The organism is Actinomadura xylanilytica (assembly GCF_030283145.1).
GTDB classification, from domain to species: Bacteria; Actinomycetota; Actinomycetes; order Streptosporangiales; family Streptosporangiaceae; genus Spirillospora; species Spirillospora xylanilytica.
In genome coordinates this window covers 644,785-667,903 of the sequence record NZ_JASNWE010000003.1, presented here as the reverse complement: position 1 = coordinate 667,903, position 23,119 = coordinate 644,785, and the positions used below count along the sequence as shown (strand labels likewise).

Below are 23,119 nucleotides of genomic sequence, written 5' to 3'. Positions count from 1 at the left end.
TCTCGGGCGTAAGTAAACCCCCTTCGACCGGGAAAGTACCGCGTGATGCCGTCCTCTGAGTACGTTCCTCTATCCGCCGCTCAGCAGAGCGTCTGGTACGCGCAGCAACTGGCCCCCGAAACGCCCATCGGCATTGCGCAGTACATCGAGATCGACGGCCCGCTCGACCACGCGCTGTTCGACCGGGTGGCGCTCATCGCCGCGCACGAGTCCGAGGCCATGAACGCGCGGCTGGCCGAGCGCGACGGAATGGTCTTCCAGGTTCTGGACCCGGCCGCGACCGCGACGGTCCCGCTGGTCGACCTGACGGCGGAGCCGGACCCGCGGGCGGCGGCGCGGGCGTGGATGGACGAGCGGATGCGGTCCCCGCTCCCGATGGACGCCGAGCACCTGTACGTGACCGCGCTGCTCCGGCTCGCCCCCGACCTGTACTGGTGGTTCAACCGCGTCCACCACGTCATCCAGGACGCCTTCAGCGGCTCGGTGGTCAGCCGCCGCGCCGCCGAGATCTACACCACGCTGGCGCGCGGCGGCGAGTACGCCCCCGCCGACCGCGGCTCGTACCGGGCGGTGCTGGCCGCCGAGGCGGCCTACCGGGAGTCGGCGAAGTTCGAGCGGGACCGCGCCTACTGGACCGAGCGGTTCGCCGACCGGCCGGTCGCGGTCGGCCTGGCCGGGGACACGGCCGCGCCGACCGCCGACCACCTGAGCCGGATCACCCTCGTCCCGCCCGGCCCGGCCGCGGCGCTCGCGGCCGGGGCGCGGCGGCTGCGCACCGCGACGCAGGGCCTGGCGATCGCGGCGACCGCCGCGTACGTCGCGCGGATGACCGGCACCGACGACGTCATCCTCGGCCTGGCGGTCTCCGGCCGCACCACGCAGGTGGCGCTGGACACCCCCGCGATGCTCTCGACGGTGCTGCCGCTGCGCGTCGCCGTGCGGCCGGACATGACGGTCGAGGAACTGGTCCGCACCGCGACCCGGGCCGCCGCGCGGGCGCTGCGGCACCAGCGCTACCGCCGCGAGGACCTGCTCCGCGACCTGCGGATGCTGGGCGAGCCGCGCCGGCTGCACGGCCCGGTCATCAACATCATGCCGTTTGACTACCGGCTCGACTTCGCCGGGATCCCGGCCAGGATGCACGCCATCACCACCGGCCCGATCGACGACCTGTCGATCAACATCTACGACAACTTCGACGGCAACGGCCTGCGCATCGACTTCGACGCGCACCCCGACCTGTACACCCCGGACCGGCTCGCCGCCCACCAGGACCGGTACGTCCGCTTCCTACGCGCCCTCGGCGACGCCGGCCCGTCCACGCCGCTCCGGGACGTGGAGCTGCTGGACGGCGGCGAACGGGCGCTGGTCCTGGACGGCTGGAACGACACCGCCGCCCCGGTGCCGCCCGCCGTGGTCCCCGAGCTCTTCGAGGCCCAGGCCGCCCGCACCCCGGACGCCCCGGCGGTCGCCCACGACGGCGTCACGCTGACCTACCGCGAGCTGAACGAGCGGGCGAACCGGCTGGCGCGGTGCCTGGCCGCGCGGGGCGTGGGCGCCGAGGACTTCGTCGGGCTGGCGCTGCCGCGCTCGGCGGACCTGGTGGTGGCGGCGCTCGGCGTGCTGAAGGCGGGTGCGGCCTACCAGCCGATCGACCCGGCCTATCCGGCCGACCGGATCGCGCTCATGCTGGCGGACGCCGCGCCCGCCTGCATCATCACGACCGGCGCCGCCGGCCTTCCGGGCGACGCCCCGCGCCTCCTTCTGGACGAGGCGGACCTGAGCGGCCACTCGCCCGCCGACCTCGCCGACACCGAGCGGGTCCGCCCCCTGCGTCCGGGCAACGCGGCGTACGTGATCTACACGTCCGGTTCGACGGGCCGCCCCAAGGGTGTCGTGGTCTCGCACGCGAGCGTGGTGGACTTCTGCGCCTGGGCCGAGCGCGACTTCGGGCCCGGCCGGCTCGCCCGGGTGCTGTTCTCCACGTCGTTGAACTTCGACGTCTCGGTGTTCGAGTGGCTGGCGCCGCTGACGGTCGGCGGCCGGATCGAGGTCGTCCGGGATCTGCTGGAGGTCGCCGAGCGGGGCGGCTGGGAGGGGACGCTGGTCAGCGGCGTCCCGTCCGCCATGGCCGCACTGCTGGCCACCGGCTCCGCCGACCTGCGCGCGGGCGACGTGGTCCTCGCGGGCGAGGCGCTCCCGGCCCGGCTCGTCCGTGACCTGCGGGCCTGGCTGCCGGGCGCGCGGATCTCCAACATCTACGGGCCGACCGAGGCGACCGTCTACGTCACCGCCTGGTTCGACGACGGCAACACCGAGGGGCACGCGCCCATCGGCGGTCCCCTCGCCAACACCCGCGCGTACGTGCTGGACGCGGCGCTGCGGCCCGTCCCGGCCGGCGTCCCGGGGGAGCTGTACATCGCCGGCACCGGCCTGGCCCGCGGGTACCTGCACCGCCCCGGGCTGACCGCGGGCCGCTTCGTGGCGTGCCCGTACGGCGCGGCGGGCGGGCGGATGTACCGCACCGGCGACCTGGTCCGCTGGGACGAGGCCGGCCGCATCGAGTACCTGGGGCGCCTGGACCACCAGGTGAAGGTCCGCGGGTTCCGGATCGAGCCGGGCGAGATCGAGACGGCCCTCGCCGCGCACCCGTCCGTCGCGCAGAGCGTGGTCGTGGCCCGCCGGGACGCGGCCGGCGACCCGGCCCTGGTCGCCTACGTCGTCGCCGGCCCCGGCCGGACGGTCGACGCGCCGCAGGTGCGGGCGTTCGCCCGGGAGTCGCTGCCGGAGTACATGGTCCCGGCCGCGGTCGTGGTGCTGGAGGAGCTGCCGCTCAACCCGAGCGGCAAGCTCGACCGCGCCGCGCTCCCCGCCCCGGACCTCGCCGCGTCCGCCACCGGCCGGGCCGCGCGCGACGCCCGCGAGGAGATCCTCTGCGGGATCTTCGCCGACGTGCTCGGCGCCGAGCGGGTCGGCATCGACGACGACTTCTTCGCCCTGGGCGGCGACTCGCTGAAGGCCACCCGGGTGGTGGCGCGCGTCCGCGCGGCGCTGGGCGCCGAGCCGGCCGTCCGGGCGCTGTTCGAGGCGCCCACGGTCGCCGGCCTCGCCGGGCACCTCGCCGCCGCGACCCCCGCGACCGGCGGAGACGCCCGGCCGGCGCTGCGGCCCGTCCGGCGTCCCGGCCCGGTCCCGGTGTCGCACGCGCAGGAACGGCTGTGGTTCCTCAACCGGTTCGAGGGCCGCACCGCCACCTACAACCTGCCGATCCCGCTGCGGCTGACCGGCGCGCTCGACCTCGACGCGCTGCGCGCCGCGCTCCGCGACGTGGTCGCCCGGCACGAGTCGCTGCGGACGGTCTTCGGCGACACCGACGGCGGGTCGATCCAGCGCATCCTCGGCCCGGACGAGGCCGTCCCGCCGCTCGTCACCGGAGCCGTGGCCGCGGGCGACCTGGACGCCGCGCTGTTCGCCGACGCGACCCGGGGCTTCGACCTCGCCGAGGAACCGCCCGTCCGGGCGCACCTCTACCGGCTGGGCGCGGACGAGCACCTGCTGCTGCTCGTCCTGCACCACATCGCCGGCGACGGCTGGTCGATGGAACCGCTCGCCCGCGACGTCGTCACCGCCTACCTCGCGCGCCGCGACGGAGCCGCCCCGGACTGGGCGCCGCTGCCCGTCCAGTACGCCGACTACGCGGTCTGGCAGCGGGACCTGCTCGGCTCCGCAGACGACCCCGGCAGCCTCGCCGCCCGCCAGCTCGCCTACTGGACCGGCGCCCTGGCGGGGCTGCCCGACCAGATCGCGCTGCCCGCCGACCGGCAGCGTCCCGACCGCGCGTCCTACCGGGGCGGCCAGGTCGCCTTCGAGGTGCCCGCCGAGCTGTACGAGGGGCTGGCCGGGCTCGCCCGCGACCACCAGGTCAGCGTCTTCATGGTGCTCCAGGCCGCGCTCGCCGCGCTGCTCACCCGCCTCGGCGCCGGGACGGACGTGCCGATCGGGACGCCGGTCGCGGGCCGCACCGACGAGGCGCTGGACGACCTGGTCGGCGTGTTCGTCAACACGCTCGTGCTGCGCACCGACACCTCCGGCGACCCGGCGTTCGCCGAGCTCCTCGCGCGCGTCCGGGAGACCGACCTGGCCGCGTACGCGCACCAGGACGTCCCGTTCGAACGGCTCGTGGACGCCGTCAACCCGGCCCGGTCGCTTGCCCGGCACCCGCTGTTCCAGGTCATGCTGACCTTGCAGAACGGCCCCGAGGCGGTGGTCGAGCTGCCCGGCCTGACCGTCGCGGTCGAGCCGGTGGACGCCGGGGTCGCCAAGTTCGACCTGGAGTTCATGCTGGAGCGGCGCCGCGACGGCGCCCCCGGCCTCACCGGGACCCTGGAGTACGCCCTCGACCTCTTCGACCGCGGCACGGCCGGACGGCTCGCCGGCTGGTACCTGCGGGTGCTGGAGGCCGCCGTCCGGTCCGCCGCCGCCGTCACCGTCGCGGACCTCGACCTGCCGGGCGCCGCCGACCTGCGCCCCGCACCGGTCGCGCCCGCCGTCCCGGCCCTGCCCGCCGAAGGGCCGATGGTGAAGCGGCTCGTCGCCTACGTCGTCGCGGCGCCCGGCCGGGTCCTCGACCCCGAGGAGCTGCGCTCCCACGTCCGGGAGAGCCTGCCCGAGGCGATGGTCCCCGCCGCCGTGGTCGTGCTCGACGCGATGCCGCTCACCCCGAACGGCAAGGTCGACGCCAAGGCGCTGCCCAAGCCGGACCTGACCGGCGGGACCGCCGCCCCCTATCGGGCCCCGCGCGACGCCCGCGAGGAGGCCGTCGCCGCCGTCTTCGCCGACCTGACCGGTGCGGCCCGCGTCGGCATCGACGACGACTTCTTCGAGCTGGGCGGCAACTCTCTCATCGCCATGCGGGTCGTCAGCCGGATCCGCCGCGCCCTGGACACCGAGCTCCCGGTCCGCGCGGTGTTCGAGGCCCCCACCGCCGCGCTCCTCGCCGCCCGCGTCGCGGCGCCGGACGGCGGCGCCCCCGGCCGTCCCGCGCTGGAACCGCGCGAACGGCCCGCCGCCGTCCCGCCGTCGTACGCGCAGCAGCGGCTGTGGTTCCTCAACCGGTTCGAGGGTCCGTCCGCCACCTACAACATGCCGGTGGCGCTGCGGATCCGCGGGCCGCTCGACCGCGGTGCGCTGCGCGCCGCGATCGGCGACCTGGTCGCCCGGCACGAGACGCTCCGCACCGTCCTGCCCGACAGCGGCGGCGTCCCCCGCCAGGTCGTGCTGGACCCGGCCGCCGCCCGCCCCGAGCTGGAGACCACCGACACCACCGCCGCCGAGCTGCCGGTCCGGCTCGGGACGGCCGCCGGATACGCCTTCGACATCTCGGCCGAACCCCCGCTCCGCAGCCACCTGTTCCGCGTCGGCCCCGAGGACCACGTCGTGCTGCTCCTCATGCACCACGTCGGCGGCGACGGCTGGTCGATGGCACCGCTCGCCCGCGATGTGATCCTGGCGTATGCGGCGCGTGTCGAGGGCCGTGCGCCCGAGTGGGCGCCGCTGCCCGTTCAGTATGCGGATTACACCTTGTGGCAGCGCGAGCTGCTCGGGTCGGAGGACGATCCGGAGAGTTTGGTCTCCAAGCAGATCGCGTATTGGCGGGATGCGCTGGCGGGGTTGCCGGAGGAGTTGGAGCTTCCCGCCGACCGTCCGCGTCCCGCCGAGTCGTCCTACCGGGGCGGCACCGCGCGCTTCCGGCTCGGCGCCGGCGTCCGGTCGGCCCTGCTCACGGCCGCGCGGGAGACCGGGACCAGCCCGTTCATGGTCGCCCAGGCCGCGTTCGCCGCGCTGCTCACCCGCCTCGGCGCGGGGACGGACGTGCCGATCGGCTCGCCGATCGCGGGCCGGACCGACGAGGCGCTGGACGACCTGGTCGGCGTGTTCGTCAACATGCTCGTCTTCCGCACCGATACCTCCGGCGACCCGACGTTCCGCGACCTGCTCGCGCGGGTCAGGGAGACCGACCTGGCCGCGTACGCGCACCAGGACGTGCCGTTCGAACGGCTCGTGGAGGTCCTCAACCCGCCCCGCCACCTGGGCCGCCACCCGCTGTTCCAGGTCGGCCTGACCTTCCAGAACAACCCCGAGGCCAAGCTGGAGATGCCCGGGTTCGCCGCCGAGCTCGAACCGCTGCACGCCGGCGTGTCCCGCTTCGACCTGCTGATGATCCTCACCGAGCGCGAGGACGGGCTGGACGGCGAGCTGGAGTACGCCCTCGACCGGTACGACCCCACCTCGGCGGAACGGCTCGTCGGCCGCTTCGAGGCGTACCTGACCGCGCTCCTCACCGACCTGGACGCGCGCATCGGCGCCGCCGACGTCCTCGCCCCCGCCGAACGCGCCACCATCCTCACCGACTGGGCCGGCGGCCCGGCCTGCGACGTGGACCGTTCGACGATCCCGGCGTTGTTCGAGGCGCAGGTTTCTGCGCGTCCGGATGCTCTTGCGGTGACGTTCGAGGGTGTGTCGTTGTCGTTTGGTGAGGTGAACGCGCGGGCGAATCGTTTGGCGCGTCATCTGGTCGCGCAGGGCGTCGGTCCCGAGCAGTTCGTGGCCCTGAAGTTCTCGCGTTCGGCGGACTTGGTCGTCGGGGTTCTGGCCGTGTTGAAGGCGGGTGCGGCCTATGTTCCGGTCGATCCGGATTATCCGGTGGATCGCATCGCGTACATGCTGGACGATGCCCGGCCTGTGTTGACGCTCGACTCGGTAGACGTTCCGGACGGCTACGCCGACACGAATCTGAACGTGCCGATCTCCCCGGACCACCCGGCGTACGTCATTTACACCTCGGGTTCGACGGGTCGTCCGAAGGGTGTGGTGGTCCCGCATCAGAACGTGGTGCGGCTGCTGGCTTCGACTGAACCCTGGTTTTCGTTCGGCCCGGACGACGTGTGGACGTTGTTCCATTCCTACGCGTTCGACTTCACCGTGTGGGAGCTGTGGGGTTCCCTCCTCACCGGCGGCCGTCTGGTGGTCGTCCCGTACCTGACGTCGCGTTCCCCTGAGGATTTCCTCAAGCTGTTGGTGTCGGAGCGGGTGACGGTTCTGAATCAGACGCCGTCGGCGTTCTATCAGCTGATGGCCGCTGATCGTGATGGTCCGGGCTCTGAGTTGGCGTTGCGTTTTGTGGTGTTCGGTGGTGAGGCGTTGGAGTTGGGGCGTCTGGACGACTGGTATTCGCGGCATGCCGAGGATGCTCCGACGCTGGTCAACATGTATGGGATCACTGAGACGACTGTGCATGTGTCCTATGTCGCGCTCGATCGCGCCTACGCGGCCACGGCGCCTGGGAGCGTCATCGGTGTGGGCATCCCCGACCTGCGGGTCTATGTGCTCGACGAGCGTCTTCAGCCTGTCGCGCCCGGTGTGGTGGGCGAGTTGTACGTGGCGGGTGCGGGTCTGGCCCGCGGCTATCTCAACCGTCCGGGCCTGTCGGCGGAACGGTTCGTCGCCGATCCGTTCGGTGCGTCCGGGACGCGCATGTACCGCACCGGGGACACCGCGCGCTGGCTGAACGACGGGCGGCTCGAGTACCTGGGCCGTTCTGATCAGCAGGTGCAGTTGCGGGGGTTCCGGATCGAGCCGGGCGAGGTTGAGGCCGTGCTCGCGCGCCACGAGGGTGTCACCGATGTGGCGGTCATCGTCCGCGACAACCGCTTGGTCGCTTACACCGTCCCGGCCGAGTCCGGCGCCTTCGACCCGGGCGAACTACGCCGCTTCGCCGCCCGCGACCTCCCCGACCACATGGTCCCGGCCGTGGTCGTCGAGCTGGATGTTCTCCCGCTGACGGTGAACGGGAAGCTGGACCGCACGGCGCTCCCGGCGCCCGACCTGTCCTCGAAGGTGTCGTCGCGGGAGCCCCGCACTGGGGAAGAGGAACTCCTCGCGGCGCTGTTCGCCGAGGTGCTGGGACTGGAGCGGGCGGGGATCGACGACGGGTTCTTCGATCTCGGCGGTGATTCGATCATCGCGATCCAGCTCGTGTCCCGGGCCCGCCAGTCCGGCCTGGTCATCTCCCCGCGCGAGGTGTTCCAGCACCAGACCGTCGAAGAACTCGCCGCCATCGCCCGCCCCGCCGGCACCGGCGAGGAGATCGAAGCCGAGGCTCCGGGCAGCGGAGTGGGGCCGGTCCCGGTCACCCCGATCGTGGCGTGGCTGCGCGAGCGGACCGGCGGGGACGCCTCCCTCATCGGCGGCTTCCACCAGGCGATGATCCTGCGCACCCCGGCCGGTCTCGGCGCGGACCGCCTCACCGCCGCGCTGCGCACCCTGCTCGACCACCACGACGTGCTCCGGCTCCGCCTGGACGTGGACCACGGCGCGGACACCGGCGCGGACCACGGCACCGGCACCGGCACCGGCGGCGACGGCGGACGGTGGCAGCCGGTCGTGCGGCCCACCGGGTCCGTGCCCGCCGCCGACCTGGTGACGCGGGTGTGCGTGGAGGGGCTGGACGCCGACAAGCTCGCCTCCGTCATCGACGAGCAGGCCGCCGCCGCCCAGGGCCGGCTCGACCCGGCCGCCGGGACGATGGCGCAGCTCGTGTGGTTCGACGCCGGAGAGGCGCAGGGCCGGCTGCTGGTGATGCTCCACCACCTGGTCGTGGACGGGGTGTCCTGGCGGATCCTGCTGCCCGACCTGGTCACCGCCTGGGCGGGGGAGGGACTCCAGCCCGTCGCCACCTCGTTCCGCCGCTGGGCGCAGAAGCTCACCGCCCTCGCGTCCGACCCGGCACTCGCCGACCGGGAGCTGGACGACTGGCTCGACATCGTGGACGGCCCGGACCGCCCGCTGGCCGGGCGCCCCCTCGACCCGCGGGTGGACATCGCCGCCCGCGCCCGGTCGCTGCGGCTGGAGCTGCCCGCCGGCGTCACCGGCCCGCTGCTGACCGACGTGCCCGCCGCGTTCCACGGCCGCGCGAACGACGTGCTGCTCACCGGGCTAACCCTCGCCGTCGCGCAGTGGCGCCGGCACCGGGGCGGGCGCGGCACCGGGTTCCTGCTCGACCTGGAGGGGCACGGCCGCGAGGACGTGGTCCCGGGTGTGGACGTGTCCCGGACCGCGGGCTGGTTCACCTCGATCCACCCGGTGCGGCTCGACGCGGGCCAGGCCGACTGGGCCGAGGTCCGGGACGGCGGCGCCGCCGTCGGCACCGCGATCAAGAAGGTCAAGGAGCAGTTGCGCGCCGTCCCGTCCGGCGGCGTCGGCTACGGGCTGCTGCGGTACCTGGACGACGCCGCCGCGGCGGAGCTCGCCGCCCCGGCCCCGGCGCAGGTCGCGTTCAACTACCTCGGCCGGGTCGCGCCCGGCGGCGAGGACGGCGACTGGAGCCTGGCACCGGAGGAGCCGCCCGCCGGGGAGGACCCCCGGATGCCGATGGCGCACGTCCTGGAGATCAACGCCGTCACCCGCGACCTGCCCGGCGGCCCCGAGCTGGCGGCGACCTGGACGTGGCCGGACGGGCTCCTCGCCGAGGACGAGGTGCGGGAGCTCGCCGAGGCGTGGTTCACCGCGCTGCGCGGCCTGGTCGCGCACGTCGCGGCGGGCGACGGCGGCGGCGACGGCGGCGGGCCCGGCACGGCGGCGGGCGGCTTCACCCCGTCCGACCTGCTCGTGGAACTCGACCAGGGGGAGATCGACAAGTTGCAGAACGCCTGGAGGCAGAACACGTGAACCGGGGGGACCTCGAAGACATCCTGCCGCTGTCGCCCTTGCAGCAGGGGTTCTTCTTCCACGCGCTCTTCGACGCCGGCGACACCGACGTGTACACCGCGCAGCTCGTCCTGGACCTCGACGGGCCCCTGGACGCCGCCGCGCTGCGCACCGCCGCGGGCACCCTGCTGCGGCGGCACCCCAACCTGCGCGCCGCGTTCTGGCACGAGGACCTCTCCCGCCCCGTCCAGGTGATCCCGCGCGCCGTGACGCTGCCGTGGGAGGGCTTCGACGTCTCCGCCGCCGCCGATCCGTCCGCCGAGGCCGACGCGGTCGTCGCGCGGGAGCGGGCCCGCGGCTTCGACATGACCGCGCCGCCGCTGCTGCGGTTCGCGCTGGTGCGGCTCGCGCCTGGACGGCACCGGCTCGTGTTCACCAACCACCACATCCTGCTGGACGGCTGGTCCACCCCGATCCTGGCGACCGAGCTGTTCCTGCTGTACATGCAGGACGGCCACGACGGCGGGTTCCCGCGCGTCACCCCGTACAAGAACTACCTGGCCTGGCTCGCCGGCCAGGACCGGGCCGCGGCCGAGGACGCCTGGCGGCGGGCGCTCGACGGCATCGACGAGCCCAGCCTGGTGGCGCCCGAGGCGGCGGCGCGCCCGCCCGAGCCGCCCGCCCGGACCGCCACCGTCCTCGACGCGCGCCTCACCAGGAGGCTCGGCCGCGCGGCCCGGCGGCACGGCGTCACGCTCAGCACCGTGCTCCAGGGCGCGTGGGGCCTCACCCTCGCCCGCCTCCTCGGCCGCGACGACGTCGTGTTCGGCGCGACCGTCTCCGGCCGTCCCCCCGATCTCCCCGGCGTCGAGCAGATGATCGGGCTGTTCATCAACACGCTGCCGATCCGGGTCCGGCACCGGCCGGACGAGCCGCTCGCCGCGCTGATGGAACGCCTCCAGGACGAGCAGACCCGGCTGCTGCCGCACCACCACCTCGGCCTCACCGACGTCCAGCGGGCCGTCGGCGCGGGCGGCGCGCTGTTCGACACCATGACGGTGCTGGAGAACTACCCGTTCGACCCCGCCGTGATGGACGGCTCCCTCAACGGCGTGACCATCGCCGCCGCCGACTCCTACGACGCCACTCACTTCCCCCTGTCGCTGGTCGCCGTGCCCGGCGACGAGCTGTCGCTGCGCCTGCACTACCGGCCCGACGTGTACGACCGCGACCTCGTCGAGGCGCTGCTCGCGCGCGTCCGCCGCTTCCTGGAGGCGTTCGCCGAGGACTCCGGGCGGCCCGTCGGCGCCGTCGAGCTCGCGGGCGACGCCGAGCGGGCGCGGCTCGCGGCCTGGAACGACACCGCCGCCGAACGCCCGGCCGGGACGCTGAACGCGCTGTTCGAGCGGCAGGCCGCCCGCACCCCGGACGACGCGGCGCTGGTCAGCGGCGCCGAGACCCTCACCTACCGGGAGCTGAACGAGCGCGCCAACCGGCTCGCGCACGCCCTCATCGCCCGCGGCGTCGGCCCCGAGGACCGCGTCGCGCTCGTCCTGCCCCGCACCCCCGCGATCGTCGCGGCGATCCTCGCCGTGCACAAGGCGGGCGCCGCCTACGTCCCGATCGACCCCGAGTACCCGGCCGAACGCGTCGCCCACATGCTGGACGACTGCCGTCCCGCGCTCACCATCACCACCGGCGACATGCCCGGCACCGGCGGCCTCCCCGCGCACGACCCGGCGGACGCCGACCGGGTCCGCCCGCTGCTGCCCGGCAACGCCGCCTACGTCATCTACACCTCGGGCTCCACCGGCCGGCCCAAGGGCGTGACGGTCCCGCACGAGGGCGTGCTCAACTACTACGAGGCGCACCGCGCCGCGTTCATCGACCCCGCGGTCGAGGCGGCGGGCGGGCGCCGGATGCGGTTCGCGCACCTGGCGTCGTTCTCGTTCGACACCTCGTGGATGGGCCTGCTGTGGATGGCGCACGGCCACGAGCTGCACCTCATCGACGACGCCACCCGCCGCGACGTCGAGGCGTACGTCGCCTACGTCGCGGGCGCCCGCATCGACCTCGTCAACACCACCCCGTCCCACCTGCGGTCGCTGCGCGACGCGGGCCTCCTGGACGGCGGCCGGCACCTGCCCGCCCACCTCCTGCTCGGCGGCGAGGCGATCGACGACGCGCTCTGGACGGACCTGCGGGCGCTGCCGCCCGGCGTCACGGTCCGCAACTTCTATGGGCCGACCGAGTCGACGATCGACACGATGAACCAGCCGGTCGCCGCCACCGGGCGCCCCGCCATCGGCGCCCCGTACCGCAACACCCGCGCCTACGTGCTCGACTCCGCGCTCCAGCCCGTCCCGCCCGGCCTCCCCGGCGAGCTGTACCTGGCGGGCCTCCAGCTCGCCCGCGGCTACCTCGGCCGCCCCGGCCTGACCGCCGAGCGGTTCACCGCCGACCCGTTCGGCGCGCCGGGCGACCGGATGTACCGCACCGGCGACCTCGCCCGGTGGCGCGCGGACGGCACCCTCGAGCACCTCGGCCGCACCGACGACCAGGTCAAAATCCGCGGATACCGGGTCGAGCCGGGCGAGATCGAGACCGTCCTCGGCGGCTTCCCGGGCGTCGCCCACGCCGCCGTCGTCGTCCGCGAGGACCGCGCCGGCGAGCGCCGCCTCGCCGCCTACGTGGTCCCCGCCACCGTCGACCTGGCCGCGCTGCGCCGGCACGCGGCGGACCGCCTGCCGGGCCACATGGTCCCCGCGCTGACCGCGATGGACGCGCTGCCGCTCACCGTGAACGGCAAGCTCGACCGTGCCGCGCTGCCCGCCCCGGGCGCCGCCGCGTCCGCCGGCCGCGCCCCCCGCACCCCGCAGGAGGAGATCCTCTGCGGGCTGTTCGCCGAGATCCTCGGAGTGCCGCGGGTGGCCGTCGACGACGGGTTCTTCGAGCTCGGCGGCGACTCGCTCACCGCGACCCGGCTGGTCAGCCGGATCCGCACCGCGCTCGGCGCCGAACTGCCCGTCCGCGCCCTGTTCGAGGCGCCGACCGTCGCGGGCCTGGCCGGACGGCTCGCCGCGACCGCCGGGGCCGCCCGCCCGCCGCTGGCGCGGGCCGCCGAACGGCCCGAGGCGATCCCGCTGTCGTACGCGCAGCAGCGGCTGTGGTTCCTCAACCGGTTCGACGGCGCCTCCGCCGTCTTCACCCTGCCGATCGCGCTGCGGCTGGAGGGCGCGATCGACCGCGACGCGCTCCAGGCCGCGCTCGGCGACGTCGTGACGCGGCACGAGCCGCTCCGCACCATCTTCCCGGACGGGTCCGGGGCCGCCCGGCAGCTCGTCCTGGACCCCGCCGCCGCGCCGCCCCGCCTCACCGTCACCGAGACCGGCGAGGCCCGGCTCCCGGCCGAGCTCGCCGCCGCCGCCCGGCAGGGCTTCGACCTGTCGGTCGAGCCGCCGCTCCGGGCCCGGCTGTTCGCGCTCGGCGACGACGTCCACGTCCTGCTGCTGGTGCTGCACCACGTCGGCGGCGACGGCTGGTCGATGGCGCCGCTCGCCCGCGATGTGATCGTGGCGTATGCGGCGCGTGCTGAGGGCCATGCGCCGGAGTGGGAGCCGCTCCCGGTTCAGTATGTGGACTACACCCTGTGGCAGCGTGAACTGTTCGGGTCGGAGGACGATCCGGAGAGTCTGGTCTCCAAGCAGATCGCGTATTGGCGGGACGCGCTGGCGGGGTTGCCGGAGGAGTTGGAGCTTCCCGCCGACCGTCCGCGTCCCGCCGAGTCGTCCTACCGGGGCGGCACCCACGCCTTCGACCTCGACCCCGAACTGCACGCCGGGCTCCTCGCCCTCGCCCGCGACGGCGGCGCCAGCCTCTTCATGGTCATGCAGGCCGCCTACGCGGCGCTGCTCACCCGCCTCGGCGCCGGCACGGACGTGCCCATCGGCGCCCCCATCGCGGGCCGCACCGACGAGGCGCTGGACGACCTGGTCGGCATGTTCGTCAACATGCTCGTGCTGCGCACCGACACCTCCGGTGACCCGTCCTTCCGCGACCTGATCGCGCGGGTCAAGGAGACCGACCTCGCCGCCTACGCCCACCAGGACCTCCCCTTCGAACGGCTCGTGGAGATCCTCAACCCGGCCCGGTCCATGGCTCGGCACCCGCTGTTCCAGGCCGCGCTGTCCTTCCAGAACAACCCCGAGGCCAAGCTGGAGCTGGACGGCCTCAGCGGCGCCGCCGAACCCCTCGCCTCGGGCGTCGCCAAGTACGACCTGTCCCTCTACCTGGAGGAACGGCACGGCGAGGACGGCGCCCCCGCCGGAATCGAGGCCGCTCTGGAGTACGCCCTCGACCTCTTCGACGCCGACACCGCCCGCTCGGTCGCCGCCCGCTTCGACCGGCTCCTGCGCGAACTGGTCGCCGCCCCGGACGCCCCCATCGGCGCCGCCGAGATCCTCGACCGCGCCGAGCGCCGCACCATCCTCCGCACGTGGGCGGGCGGCCGGGCGGCCGAAACGGACCGCACCACCATCCCGGCGTTGTTCGAGGCGCAGGTTTCTGCGCGTCCGGATGCTCTTGCGGTGACGTTCGAGGGTGTGTCGTTGTCGTTTGGTGAGGTGAACGCGCGGGCGAATCGTTTGGCGCGTCATCTGGTCGAGCGGGGGGTTGGCCCGGAGCAGTTCGTGGCGTTGTGTTTGCCGCGTTCGGTGGACTTGGTCGTTGGGGTTCTGGCCGTGTTGAAGGCGGGTGCGGCCTATGTTCCGGTCGATCCGGATTATCCGGTGGATCGCATCGCGTTCATGCTGGACGATGCCCGCCCGGTACTCACGCTCGATTCGGTAGATGTTCCGGACGGCTACGCCGACACGAACCTGAACGTGCCGATCTCTCCGGACCACCCCGCCTACGTCATTTACACCTCGGGCTCGACGGGGCGTCCGAAGGGTGTGGTGGTCCCGCATCAGAACGTGGTGCGGCTGCTGGCGTCGACGGAGCAGTGGTTCTCGTTCGGCCCGGATGACGTCTGGACGCTCTTCCACTCCTACGCGTTCGACTTCTCGGTATGGGAGCTGTGGGGGCCGCTGCTGAACGGCGGCCGTCTCGTCGTCGTCCCGTATCTGACGGCGCGTTCGCCGGAGGATTTCCTCAGGCTGCTCGCTGCTGAGCGGGTGACGGTGTTGAACCAGACGCCGTCGGCGTTCTACCAGCTCGTGGCCGCCGACCGCGACAACCCCGGTACCGATCTGTCACTGCGCTACATAGTGTTCGGTGGCGAGGCGCTGGAGCTGGGGCGTCTGGACGACTGGTATTCGCGGCATGCCGAGGATGCTCCGACGCTGGTCAACATGTATGGGATCACTGAGACGACCGTGCATGTGTCCTATGTCGCGCTCGATCGTGCCTACGCCGCGACGGCGCCTGGGAGCGTCATCGGTGTGGGCATCCCCGACCTGCGAATTTATGTGCTTGACGAGCGCCTCAAGCCCCTGCCGCCCGGTGTGGCCGGAGAACTGTACGTGGCGGGTGCGGGTCTGGCTCGCGGCTACCTCAACCGTCCGGGCCTGTCGGCCGAACGGTTCGTCGCCGACCCGCACGGTGAGCCGGGCACCCGCATGTACCGCACCGGCGATCTGGGCCGGTGGCGCCGCGACGGGAACCTCGAATACCTCGGTCGTTCCGATCAGCAGGTGCAGTTGCGCGGGTTCCGGATCGAGCCGGGCGAGGTTGAGGCGGTGCTCGCGCGACATGAGGGTGTCACCGATGTGGCGGTCATCGTCCGCGACAACCGCCTGATCGCCTACACCGTTTTCACTGAGCCCGGCGCCGTCGACCCCGCCGAACTGCGCCGCTTCGCCGCCCGGGACCTCCCCGACCACATGGTCCCCGCGGTCGTCGTCGAGCTGGACGCCCTCCCGCTCACCTCGAACGGGAAGCTGGACCGCACCGCGCTCCCGGCGCCCGACCTGTCCTCGAAGGCGTCGTCGCGGACGCCGCGGACCCCTCAGGAGAAGACCCTCGCCGACCTCTTCGCTGAAGTCCTCGGTCTGGAGCGGGCGGGGATCGACGACGGGTTCTTCGATCTCGGTGGTGATTCGATCATCGCGATCCAGTTGGTGTCCCGGGCCCGCCAGTCCGGCCTGGTCATCTCCCCGCGCGAGGTGTTCCAGCACCAGACCGTCGAAGAGCTCGCCGCTATCGCCCGCCCCGCAGGCACCGGCGAGGAGATCGAAGCCGAGGCGCCCGGCGCGGCGGTCGGGCCGGTCCCCGCGACGCCGATCATGCGCTGGTTCCAGGAGCTGGACGGCCCGGTCGGCGACTACAGCCAGCGGATGCTGCTCCAGGTCCCGCCCGCGCTCGGCGTCGACCGGCTGACCGCCGCGCTCCAGGCCGTCCTGGACCATCACGCCATGCTCCGGCTGCGCCTGGACCGGACGGCCCCCGAGTGGCGGTTCGAAGTGGCCGAGCCGGGCGCGGTGGACGCCGCGCCCCTCGTCCGCCGCGTCGACGTCGCCGGCGCCGCCGGCGCCGAGCTGCGCGCGGTCCTCGGCGCGGAGGCCGCCGCCGCCCGCCGCCGCCTCGACCCGGACGCCGGGACGATGGCGCAGCTCGTCTGGTTCGACGCGGGCCCGGATCGGCCGGGGCGGCTGCTGCTGACCGTGCACCACCTCGCCGTGGACGGGGTGTCCTGGCGGATCCTGCTGCCCGACCTGGTCACCGCCTGGGCGGGGGAGGGACTCCAGCCCGTCGCCACCTCGTTCCGCCGCTGGGCGCAGCGCCTCGCCGCCGAGGCGTCCGATCCGGCCCGGACGGCGGAGGCGGCGCTGTGGGCCGAGATCCTCGCCGGCCCCGACCCGGTGCTCGGCCCCCGGCCGCTCGACCCGCGCGCCGACACCTTCGGCACCGCCCGGCACCTCACCGTGGAGCTGCCGGCGGACGTCACCGGGCCGCTGCTCACCGACGTGCCCGCCGCCTTCCACGGCCGCGTCAACGACGTGCTGTTGACCGGCCTCGCGCTCGCCGTCGCCGAGTGGCGCGGCGAGGACCGCACCGCCGTGCTCGTCGACCTGGAGGGGCACGGCCGCGAGGAGATCGTCCCGGGCGTCGACCTGTCCCGCACGGCCGGCTGGTTCACCGTGATCCACCCCGTCCGGCTCGACGCGGGCGGGGCCCGCTGGAACGAGGTCCGCGACGGCGGGCAGGCCGTCGGGACCGCCCTCAAGCGGGTCAAGGAACAGCTCCGCGAGATCCCCGACAACGGCATCGGGTACGGGCTGCTCCGCTACCTCAACCCGGCCACCGCGGCGCGCCTGGCGGGCGCCCCCCGGCCGCAGCTCGCGTTCAACTACCTGGGCCGCACGGCCGCGCCCGAGGGGACCGACTGGGGGCCCGCCGCGCAGGCCGACGCCGACGCGCTCGGCGGCGGCCAGGACGACGCCCTCGCCCTGGTGCACGCGATCGAGGTCGACGCGCACACCCGGGACCTGCCCGGCGGCCCGGTCCTGACCGCCACCTGGACGTGGGCGGGCGGGCTGTTCGGCGAACCCGAGATCGCGGCGCTCGCGGACCGCTGGACCACCGCGCTGCGCGGCCTCGTTGCGCACGTCGTGGCGGGCGCCACCGACGGCCCCGTCGGCGGGTTCACCCCCTCCGACCTGTCCCTGGTGGACGTCGGACAGGACGAGATCGACGAGCTGGCCGCCGAACTCGACGGCGAATGGGAGCTGGAATGACGGCACCGCGGAAGAAGTCTCAGCTCGAGGACGTCCTCCCGCTGTCGCCGATGCAGCAGGGCCTGTACTTCCACGCCCTGTACGACTCCCGCGGCGGGCACGACGTCTACACCGCGCAGATCGTGTTCGACCTGCGCGGCCGGCTGGACGCCGCGGCGCTGCGTGCGGCGGCGGCGGCCCTGCTGCGCCGGCACGCGAACCTGCGCGCCGGGTTCCGGCAGCGCAAGGAGGGCTCACCGGTGCAGGTCGTGCACCGCGAGGTGCGGCTCCCCTGGGAGGACGCCGACCTGACCGGGCTGCCGGACGAGGCGGCCCGCGAGGCCGGGGCGCGCGACATCGCCGGACGCGAGCGGACCCGCCCCTTCGACATGGCCCGCCCGCCGCTGCTCCGCTTCGTGCTGATCAAGCTCGCCGCCGACCGGCACCGGATGGTGTTCACCCACCACCACATCCTGCTCGACGGCTGGTCCACGCCGGTGCTCCAGACCGAGCTGTTCGCGCTCTACCTGGCGGGCGGCGACGACGCCGGGCTGCCGCGCGCCACTCCGTACAAGAACTACCTGGCCTGGCTCGCCGCGCAGGACCGGGCCGCGGCCGGGGACGCCTGGCGCCGCGCCCTGGACGGCATCGACGGCCCCACCCTCGTCGCCCCCGGCGCCCCCGACGCGGGTCCGGGCACCCGGACGGGCCAGGTCCGGCTCCGGCTCACCGAGGACCTCACCGCCGCGCTCAACGCGCGCGCCCGCGCGCACGGCGTCACGCTCAACACCGTGCTCCAGCTCGCGTGGGGCGTGCTCCTCGGCCGCCTCACCGGCGGCACCGACGTGGTCTTCGGCGCCGCCGTGTCGGGCCGCCCGCCCGAACTGCCCGGCGTCGAAGAGATGATCGGCCTGTTCATCAACACGCTGCCCGTCCGGGTCCGGGTGCGGCCCGCCGACACCGTCGCGGACGCGCTTATCCGCCTCCAGCGCGAGCAGGCCGACCTGATGGCGCACCACCACCTCGGGCTCGCCGACATCCAGCGGCTCACCGGCGCGGGGACGCTGTTCGACACCATGACGGTGCTGGAGAACTACCCCTTCGACGCGGACGCCGCGGGCACCGACCTCGGCGGCCTCACTTTGCACGACGTGGACGGCCACGACGCCACCCACTATCCGCTCACGCTCGCCGCCGTGCCCGGCCGCGGCCTGTCCCTGCGCCTGGACCACCGCACCGACCTGTACCCCGCCGGCGACGCCGAACGGATCACCGCGCGGCTCGTCCGGATCCTGGAGGCGGTCGCGCACCGTCCCGCGCTGCCGCTCGGCCGCCTCGACGTCACGGACGGCGCCGAACGCGACCTCGTCCTGCGCGCCTGGCAGGGCCCGCGCACGGACCGGGCGCCCGGCACTCTCACCGGCCGCTTCGCCGAACGCCTCGCCGAGAACCCGGACGCCGTCGCTGTCCGCGCCGCCGGGGAGGCGCTCACCTTCGCCGGGCTGGACGAGCGCGCCAACCGCCTCGCGCACCGCCTCATCGGGCTCGGCGTCGGCCCCGAGACGCCCGTCGCGATGCTGCTCGAACGGTCCGCCGAGGTCATCGTCGCGACCCTCGCGGCACTGAAGGCCGGGGGCGCCTACGCGCCGATCCACCACGGCTACCCGCCCGAGCGGACGGCGTGGGCGGTCGGCGAGGTCCGCGCGCCCGTCCTGCTGGTCGACACCGCCACCCGGGACCGCGTCGCCGGGCTGGACACCGCCGCCCGCATCCTCACCGTCGACGACGACCCGGGCCTCGCCGCGCAGCCCGGCACCGCCCCCGCCGTCGCCGTCCACCCCGAGCAGCTCGCCTGCGTCCTGTTCACCTCGGGGTCCACCGGGGAGCCGAAGGGCGTCATGCTCCGGCACCGCGACGCGGTCGACCTCGCCACCGACGGGCGGCTGCGCGGCGGCGCCCACGACCGCGTCCTGGTCCACTCGCCGCACGCCTTCGACGCCTCCATCTACGAGACGTGGACGCCGATCCTGCACGGCGGCACCGCCGTCGTCGCCCCGCCCGGCCCGCTGGACGGCGAGGCCCTCGAACGGATCATCGCCGCCGAGGACGTCACCGGCCTGTTCCTCACCACCACCCTGTTCAACCTCGTCGCCGACGAGCGGCCCGGGGCGTTCGCCCGCCTCCGGGAGGTCCTCACCGGCGGCGAGGCGGGCTCGACCGCCGCGATCCGCAGGGTCCTGGCCGCGTGCCCGGACACCGAGGTCGGCCACATGTACGGCCCGACCGAGACCACCACCTACACCACCGTCGCCGCGCTGCGCGACGCGCTCGCCGACCCCGCCGAGACCACCCCCGTCCTCGGCCGTCCCATCGGCGACATGCGGGTGTACGTGCTGGACGCCGGGCTCCGCCCGGTGCCGCCCGGCGTCGTCGGCGAGGCCTACATCGCGGGCGCCGGGCTCGGCCGCGGCTACCTGGACCGCGCCGGGCTCACCGCCGGGCGGTACGTCGCCGACCCGTTCGGCGCCCCCGGCGACCGGATGTACCGCACCGGCGACCTGCTCCGGTGGCGGCCCGGCGGCGCCCTGGAGTACGTCGACCGGGCCGACCTCCAGGTCAAGGTCCGCGGGTTCCGGATCGAGCTCGGCGAGATCGAGGCCGCGCTCGCCGCGCATCCCGCCGTCGCGAACGTCGCCGTCCTCGCCCGCGAGGACACCCCGGGCGCCAAGCGGCTGGTCGCCTACGTCGTCCCGCGCCGCGGCGGCTCGGCGGACGGCCTGCGCGAGTACGCCGCCGGGCGGCTGCCCGAGTACATGGTGCCCGCCGCGTTCGTCGCGCTGGACACCCTCCCCGTCGGCCCGACCGGCAAGCTCGACCGGAACGCCCTGCCCGCGCCCGACTACGCCGGGGCCGCCGCCGGACGCGCTCCCCGCACCCCCGAGGAGGAGGTGCTCTGCGGCCTGTTCGCGCAGGTCCTGGAGCTGGACGAGGTCGGCGCCGACGTCAGCTTCTTCGACCTCGGCGGTGACAGCATCGCCGCGCTCAGGCTGGCCACCCTGGCCCGGCGGGCGGGCGTGGAGCTCACCCCCCGCGACGTGTTCACCCACCAGACCGCCGAGGCGCTCACCCGCGCGGGCGAGCCGGCGGACCGGCTCGGCTTCGAGGTGCTGCTCCCGATCCGCACGTCCGGCACCCGGCCCCCGATGTTCTTCGTCCACCCGGCGGGCGGCCTGGCCTGGGGCTACCTGCAGTTCCAGCGGCACCTGGGCCCGGACCAGCCCGTCTACGGGCTCCAGGCCCGCGCGTTCACGCAGGCGGAGCTGCCCGGCTCGGTCGCCGAGATGGCCGCGGACTACCTCGCGCAGATCCGGACCGTCCAGCCGTCCGGCCCCTACCACCTGGCCGGCTGGTCGCTCGGCGGGCTCGTCGCGTACGAGATGGCCGCGCGGCTCCAGGCGGCCGGGGAGGAGGTCGGCCTGCTCGCCCTCATCGACTCCTACCACGGCCAGGATCTGGAGGTCGACAAGCGCGAGGTCCTGCCCGAGCTGCTGGAGGGCATTGGCGTCGACGCCCGGATGGTCGCCGCCGACGGGAACCCCGACATGGCGCAGATCATGGCGGTGCTCGCCGAGCGCGGCGACGCGCTGGCCACCCTCGGCGAGGACGACCTCGTCAACGTCTACCGCAACTACGAGAACGGGCTCGCGCAGGCCGAGGCGTACCGGCCCGGCCCGTTCCGCGGCGACATCGTCTTCTTCACCGCGCTCCGGGGCCGCGCCGCCGGCTCACCCACCGGCCGCTCCAACTGGGGCGCGCTGGTGGACGGCGAGATCGAGGACTACCCCCTCGACGTCGCCCACCACCTGCTGATGGAGCCCGGCCCCGCCGCCGAGATGGGCGCCGTCCTGGCCGCCAGGCTGGGCAAGCTCCACCCGACCCGCGGCTGACCCGGTACGACGGCACTCAGGAAGGAACCCCCGATGACCAACCCGTTCGAGGACCCCGACGGCACCTACGTCGTGCTCACCAACGACGAGGGCCAGCACTCCCTCTGGCCGTCCTTCGCCGAGGTCCCGGCCGGCTGGACGGTCGCCAAGACCGAGGACACCCGGGCCGCCTGCCTGGAGTACGTCGAGGCGAACTGGACCGACATGCGCCCCGGCAGCCTCATCGAGGCGATGGGTGACTGACGGGGAACCGCCCGCGGCCCGGGTCGTGGCGGTCACCGAGTGGACGATGGAGATGGCGGACGCCGCCGACCTGCGGCCCGCGCCGCCGCCCGGCGGGGAGATGGCCTTCACCCGCGCCCGCGTCCCGTCCGCCGACGTCAGCCGCGCGCTGTACGCGGCCGTGGGCGCCCCGGTCTGCTGGACCGACCGGTTCCCCTGGACCCACGCCGACTGGCGGGCCTGGGTGGAGCGGCCCGAGCTGAGCACCTGGATCGCGATGGCCGAGGGCACCGTCGCGGGCTTCTTCGAGATCGAGGCGCAGGCCGCGGGCGACACCGAGATCCACCTGGTCGGGCTGACGCCCGCGTTCGTCGGCCGGGGCTACGGCGGCCACCTCGTCGAGCAGTGCGTCCGCCGCGCCTGGCAGCGCGGCCGGCTGTGGGCCGCGCACAGCGGCCCCGCGGCCCGGGTCTGGCTCCGGACCAGCAGCCTGGACCACCCGAACGCGCTCGCCAACTACCGGCGCCGGGGCTTCAAGGTGGCGGCGGAGAGCACCGCGCCCAAGACCGTCCCGGATCCGCGGACGGCGCCGTGGCCGCTGCCGCGCGACCCGCGGACGGCGCCGCGGCCCGCCGTGGCGGAGGAGTTGATCACGTGAGCTGGTTCCGCTGCACCGAGACGCGCCCCTGGGCGTCGATGCGGCTGTTCTGCCTGCCGCACGCGGGCGGGTCCGCGGTGTTCTACCGCGGCTGGGCCGAGGAGGTCGGCCCGGCGGTCGAGCTGCACGCGGTGCAGTACCCGGGCCGCGCCGACCGGATGGCCGAGCCCGGCGTCCCCGACGCGCAGCAGCTCGCCCGGCTGATCGCCGGGGCGATGGCGCCGCTGCTCGACCGTCCCGCCGCGCTGTTCGGCCACAGCATGGGCGCCCTGGTGGCCTACGAGGTGGCGCGGCTGCTCCAGGAGCGCGGCGCCGCCCCCGTCCACCTGTTCGTCTCCGGCGCCCGCGCCCCGCACGACCGCGACGACGAGGCGTTCGCCGGGCTCGACGACGACGGCCTGGTCGCCGAGATGGTCAAGCTGGGCGGCACCGACGCCGAGGTGCTGCGCGACCCCGAGCTGCGCGAGCTGGTGCTGCCCTACGTGCGCAACGACTTCGCCCTGGTCGAGAACTACCGGCAGCGCGCCGGGACGCGGCTGGCCGTCCCGGTCACCGCCGTCATCGGCGACGCCGACCCGCGCGTCGACCGCGCCCAGGCCGCCCGCTGGGGCGAGGTCACCGACGCCCGGTCCGCGCTGAGGGTGCTGCCCGGCGACCATTTCTACCTGGTGCCGCAGCATGCCGCGGTCGTCGGCGAGATCCTGCGCACCCTTGAGGTCCCCGTCGGCGGCTGACGGCGGTTCCGATGTGAAGCACCCCGGCAGGGGCCGTGGCCTCTGCCGGGGTGCCGCGTCGGGAGCCTTGTGGGCGCGCCGCACGTCGGTGCGGGGACGTGTGCGGCGCGCCCGTGCTCCCTGCTATGCGTCCTTCCG

The 23,119-nt window shown here is 74.5% G+C and carries 6 protein-coding genes; all 6 read left to right on the top strand.

All coding sequences use genetic code 11. From position 1 onward, the window contains the following. Window positions 1-45: 45 nt before the first annotated feature. From QP090_RS20710 to QP090_RS20685, 6 genes are read left to right on the top strand one after another with little or no spacing between them, the layout of a single operon-like run. Complete coding sequence (locus QP090_RS20710; RefSeq protein ID WP_285940764.1) at window positions 46-9,726, top strand: non-ribosomal peptide synthetase; 9,681 nt, start codon at window positions 46-48, stop codon at window positions 9,724-9,726. Then, a complete protein-coding gene (locus QP090_RS20705; RefSeq protein WP_285940763.1) occupies window positions 9,723-17,441 on the top strand; it encodes a non-ribosomal peptide synthetase in 7,719 nt (2,572 codons plus the stop codon). The genes QP090_RS20710 and QP090_RS20705 overlap by 4 nt, the downstream gene beginning before the upstream one ends. Continuing rightward, on the top strand, window positions 17,438-21,367 hold the full coding sequence (locus QP090_RS20700; RefSeq protein WP_285940762.1) for an amino acid adenylation domain-containing protein: 3,930 nt from the start codon (window positions 17,438-17,440) through the stop codon (window positions 21,365-21,367). The genes QP090_RS20705 and QP090_RS20700 overlap by 4 nt, the downstream gene beginning before the upstream one ends. A 33-nt stretch (window positions 21,368-21,400) precedes the next feature. After that, window positions 21,401-21,610, top strand: coding sequence for an MbtH family protein (locus QP090_RS20695; RefSeq protein ID WP_285940761.1), 210 nt, complete (start codon window positions 21,401-21,403; stop codon window positions 21,608-21,610). Continuing rightward, window positions 21,603-22,247, top strand: coding sequence for a GNAT family N-acetyltransferase (locus tag QP090_RS20690; protein ID WP_285940760.1), 645 nt, complete (start codon window positions 21,603-21,605; stop codon window positions 22,245-22,247). Before QP090_RS20695 ends, QP090_RS20690 begins: the two co-directional genes overlap by 8 nt. Next, window positions 22,244-22,981 carry a thioesterase II family protein gene (locus tag QP090_RS20685; protein WP_285940759.1) on the top strand — a complete coding sequence of 246 codons (738 nt, stop codon included), beginning with the start codon at window positions 22,244-22,246 and terminating at the stop codon, window positions 22,979-22,981. The genes QP090_RS20690 and QP090_RS20685 overlap by 4 nt, the downstream gene beginning before the upstream one ends. Window positions 22,982-23,119: the final 138 nt, after the last annotated feature.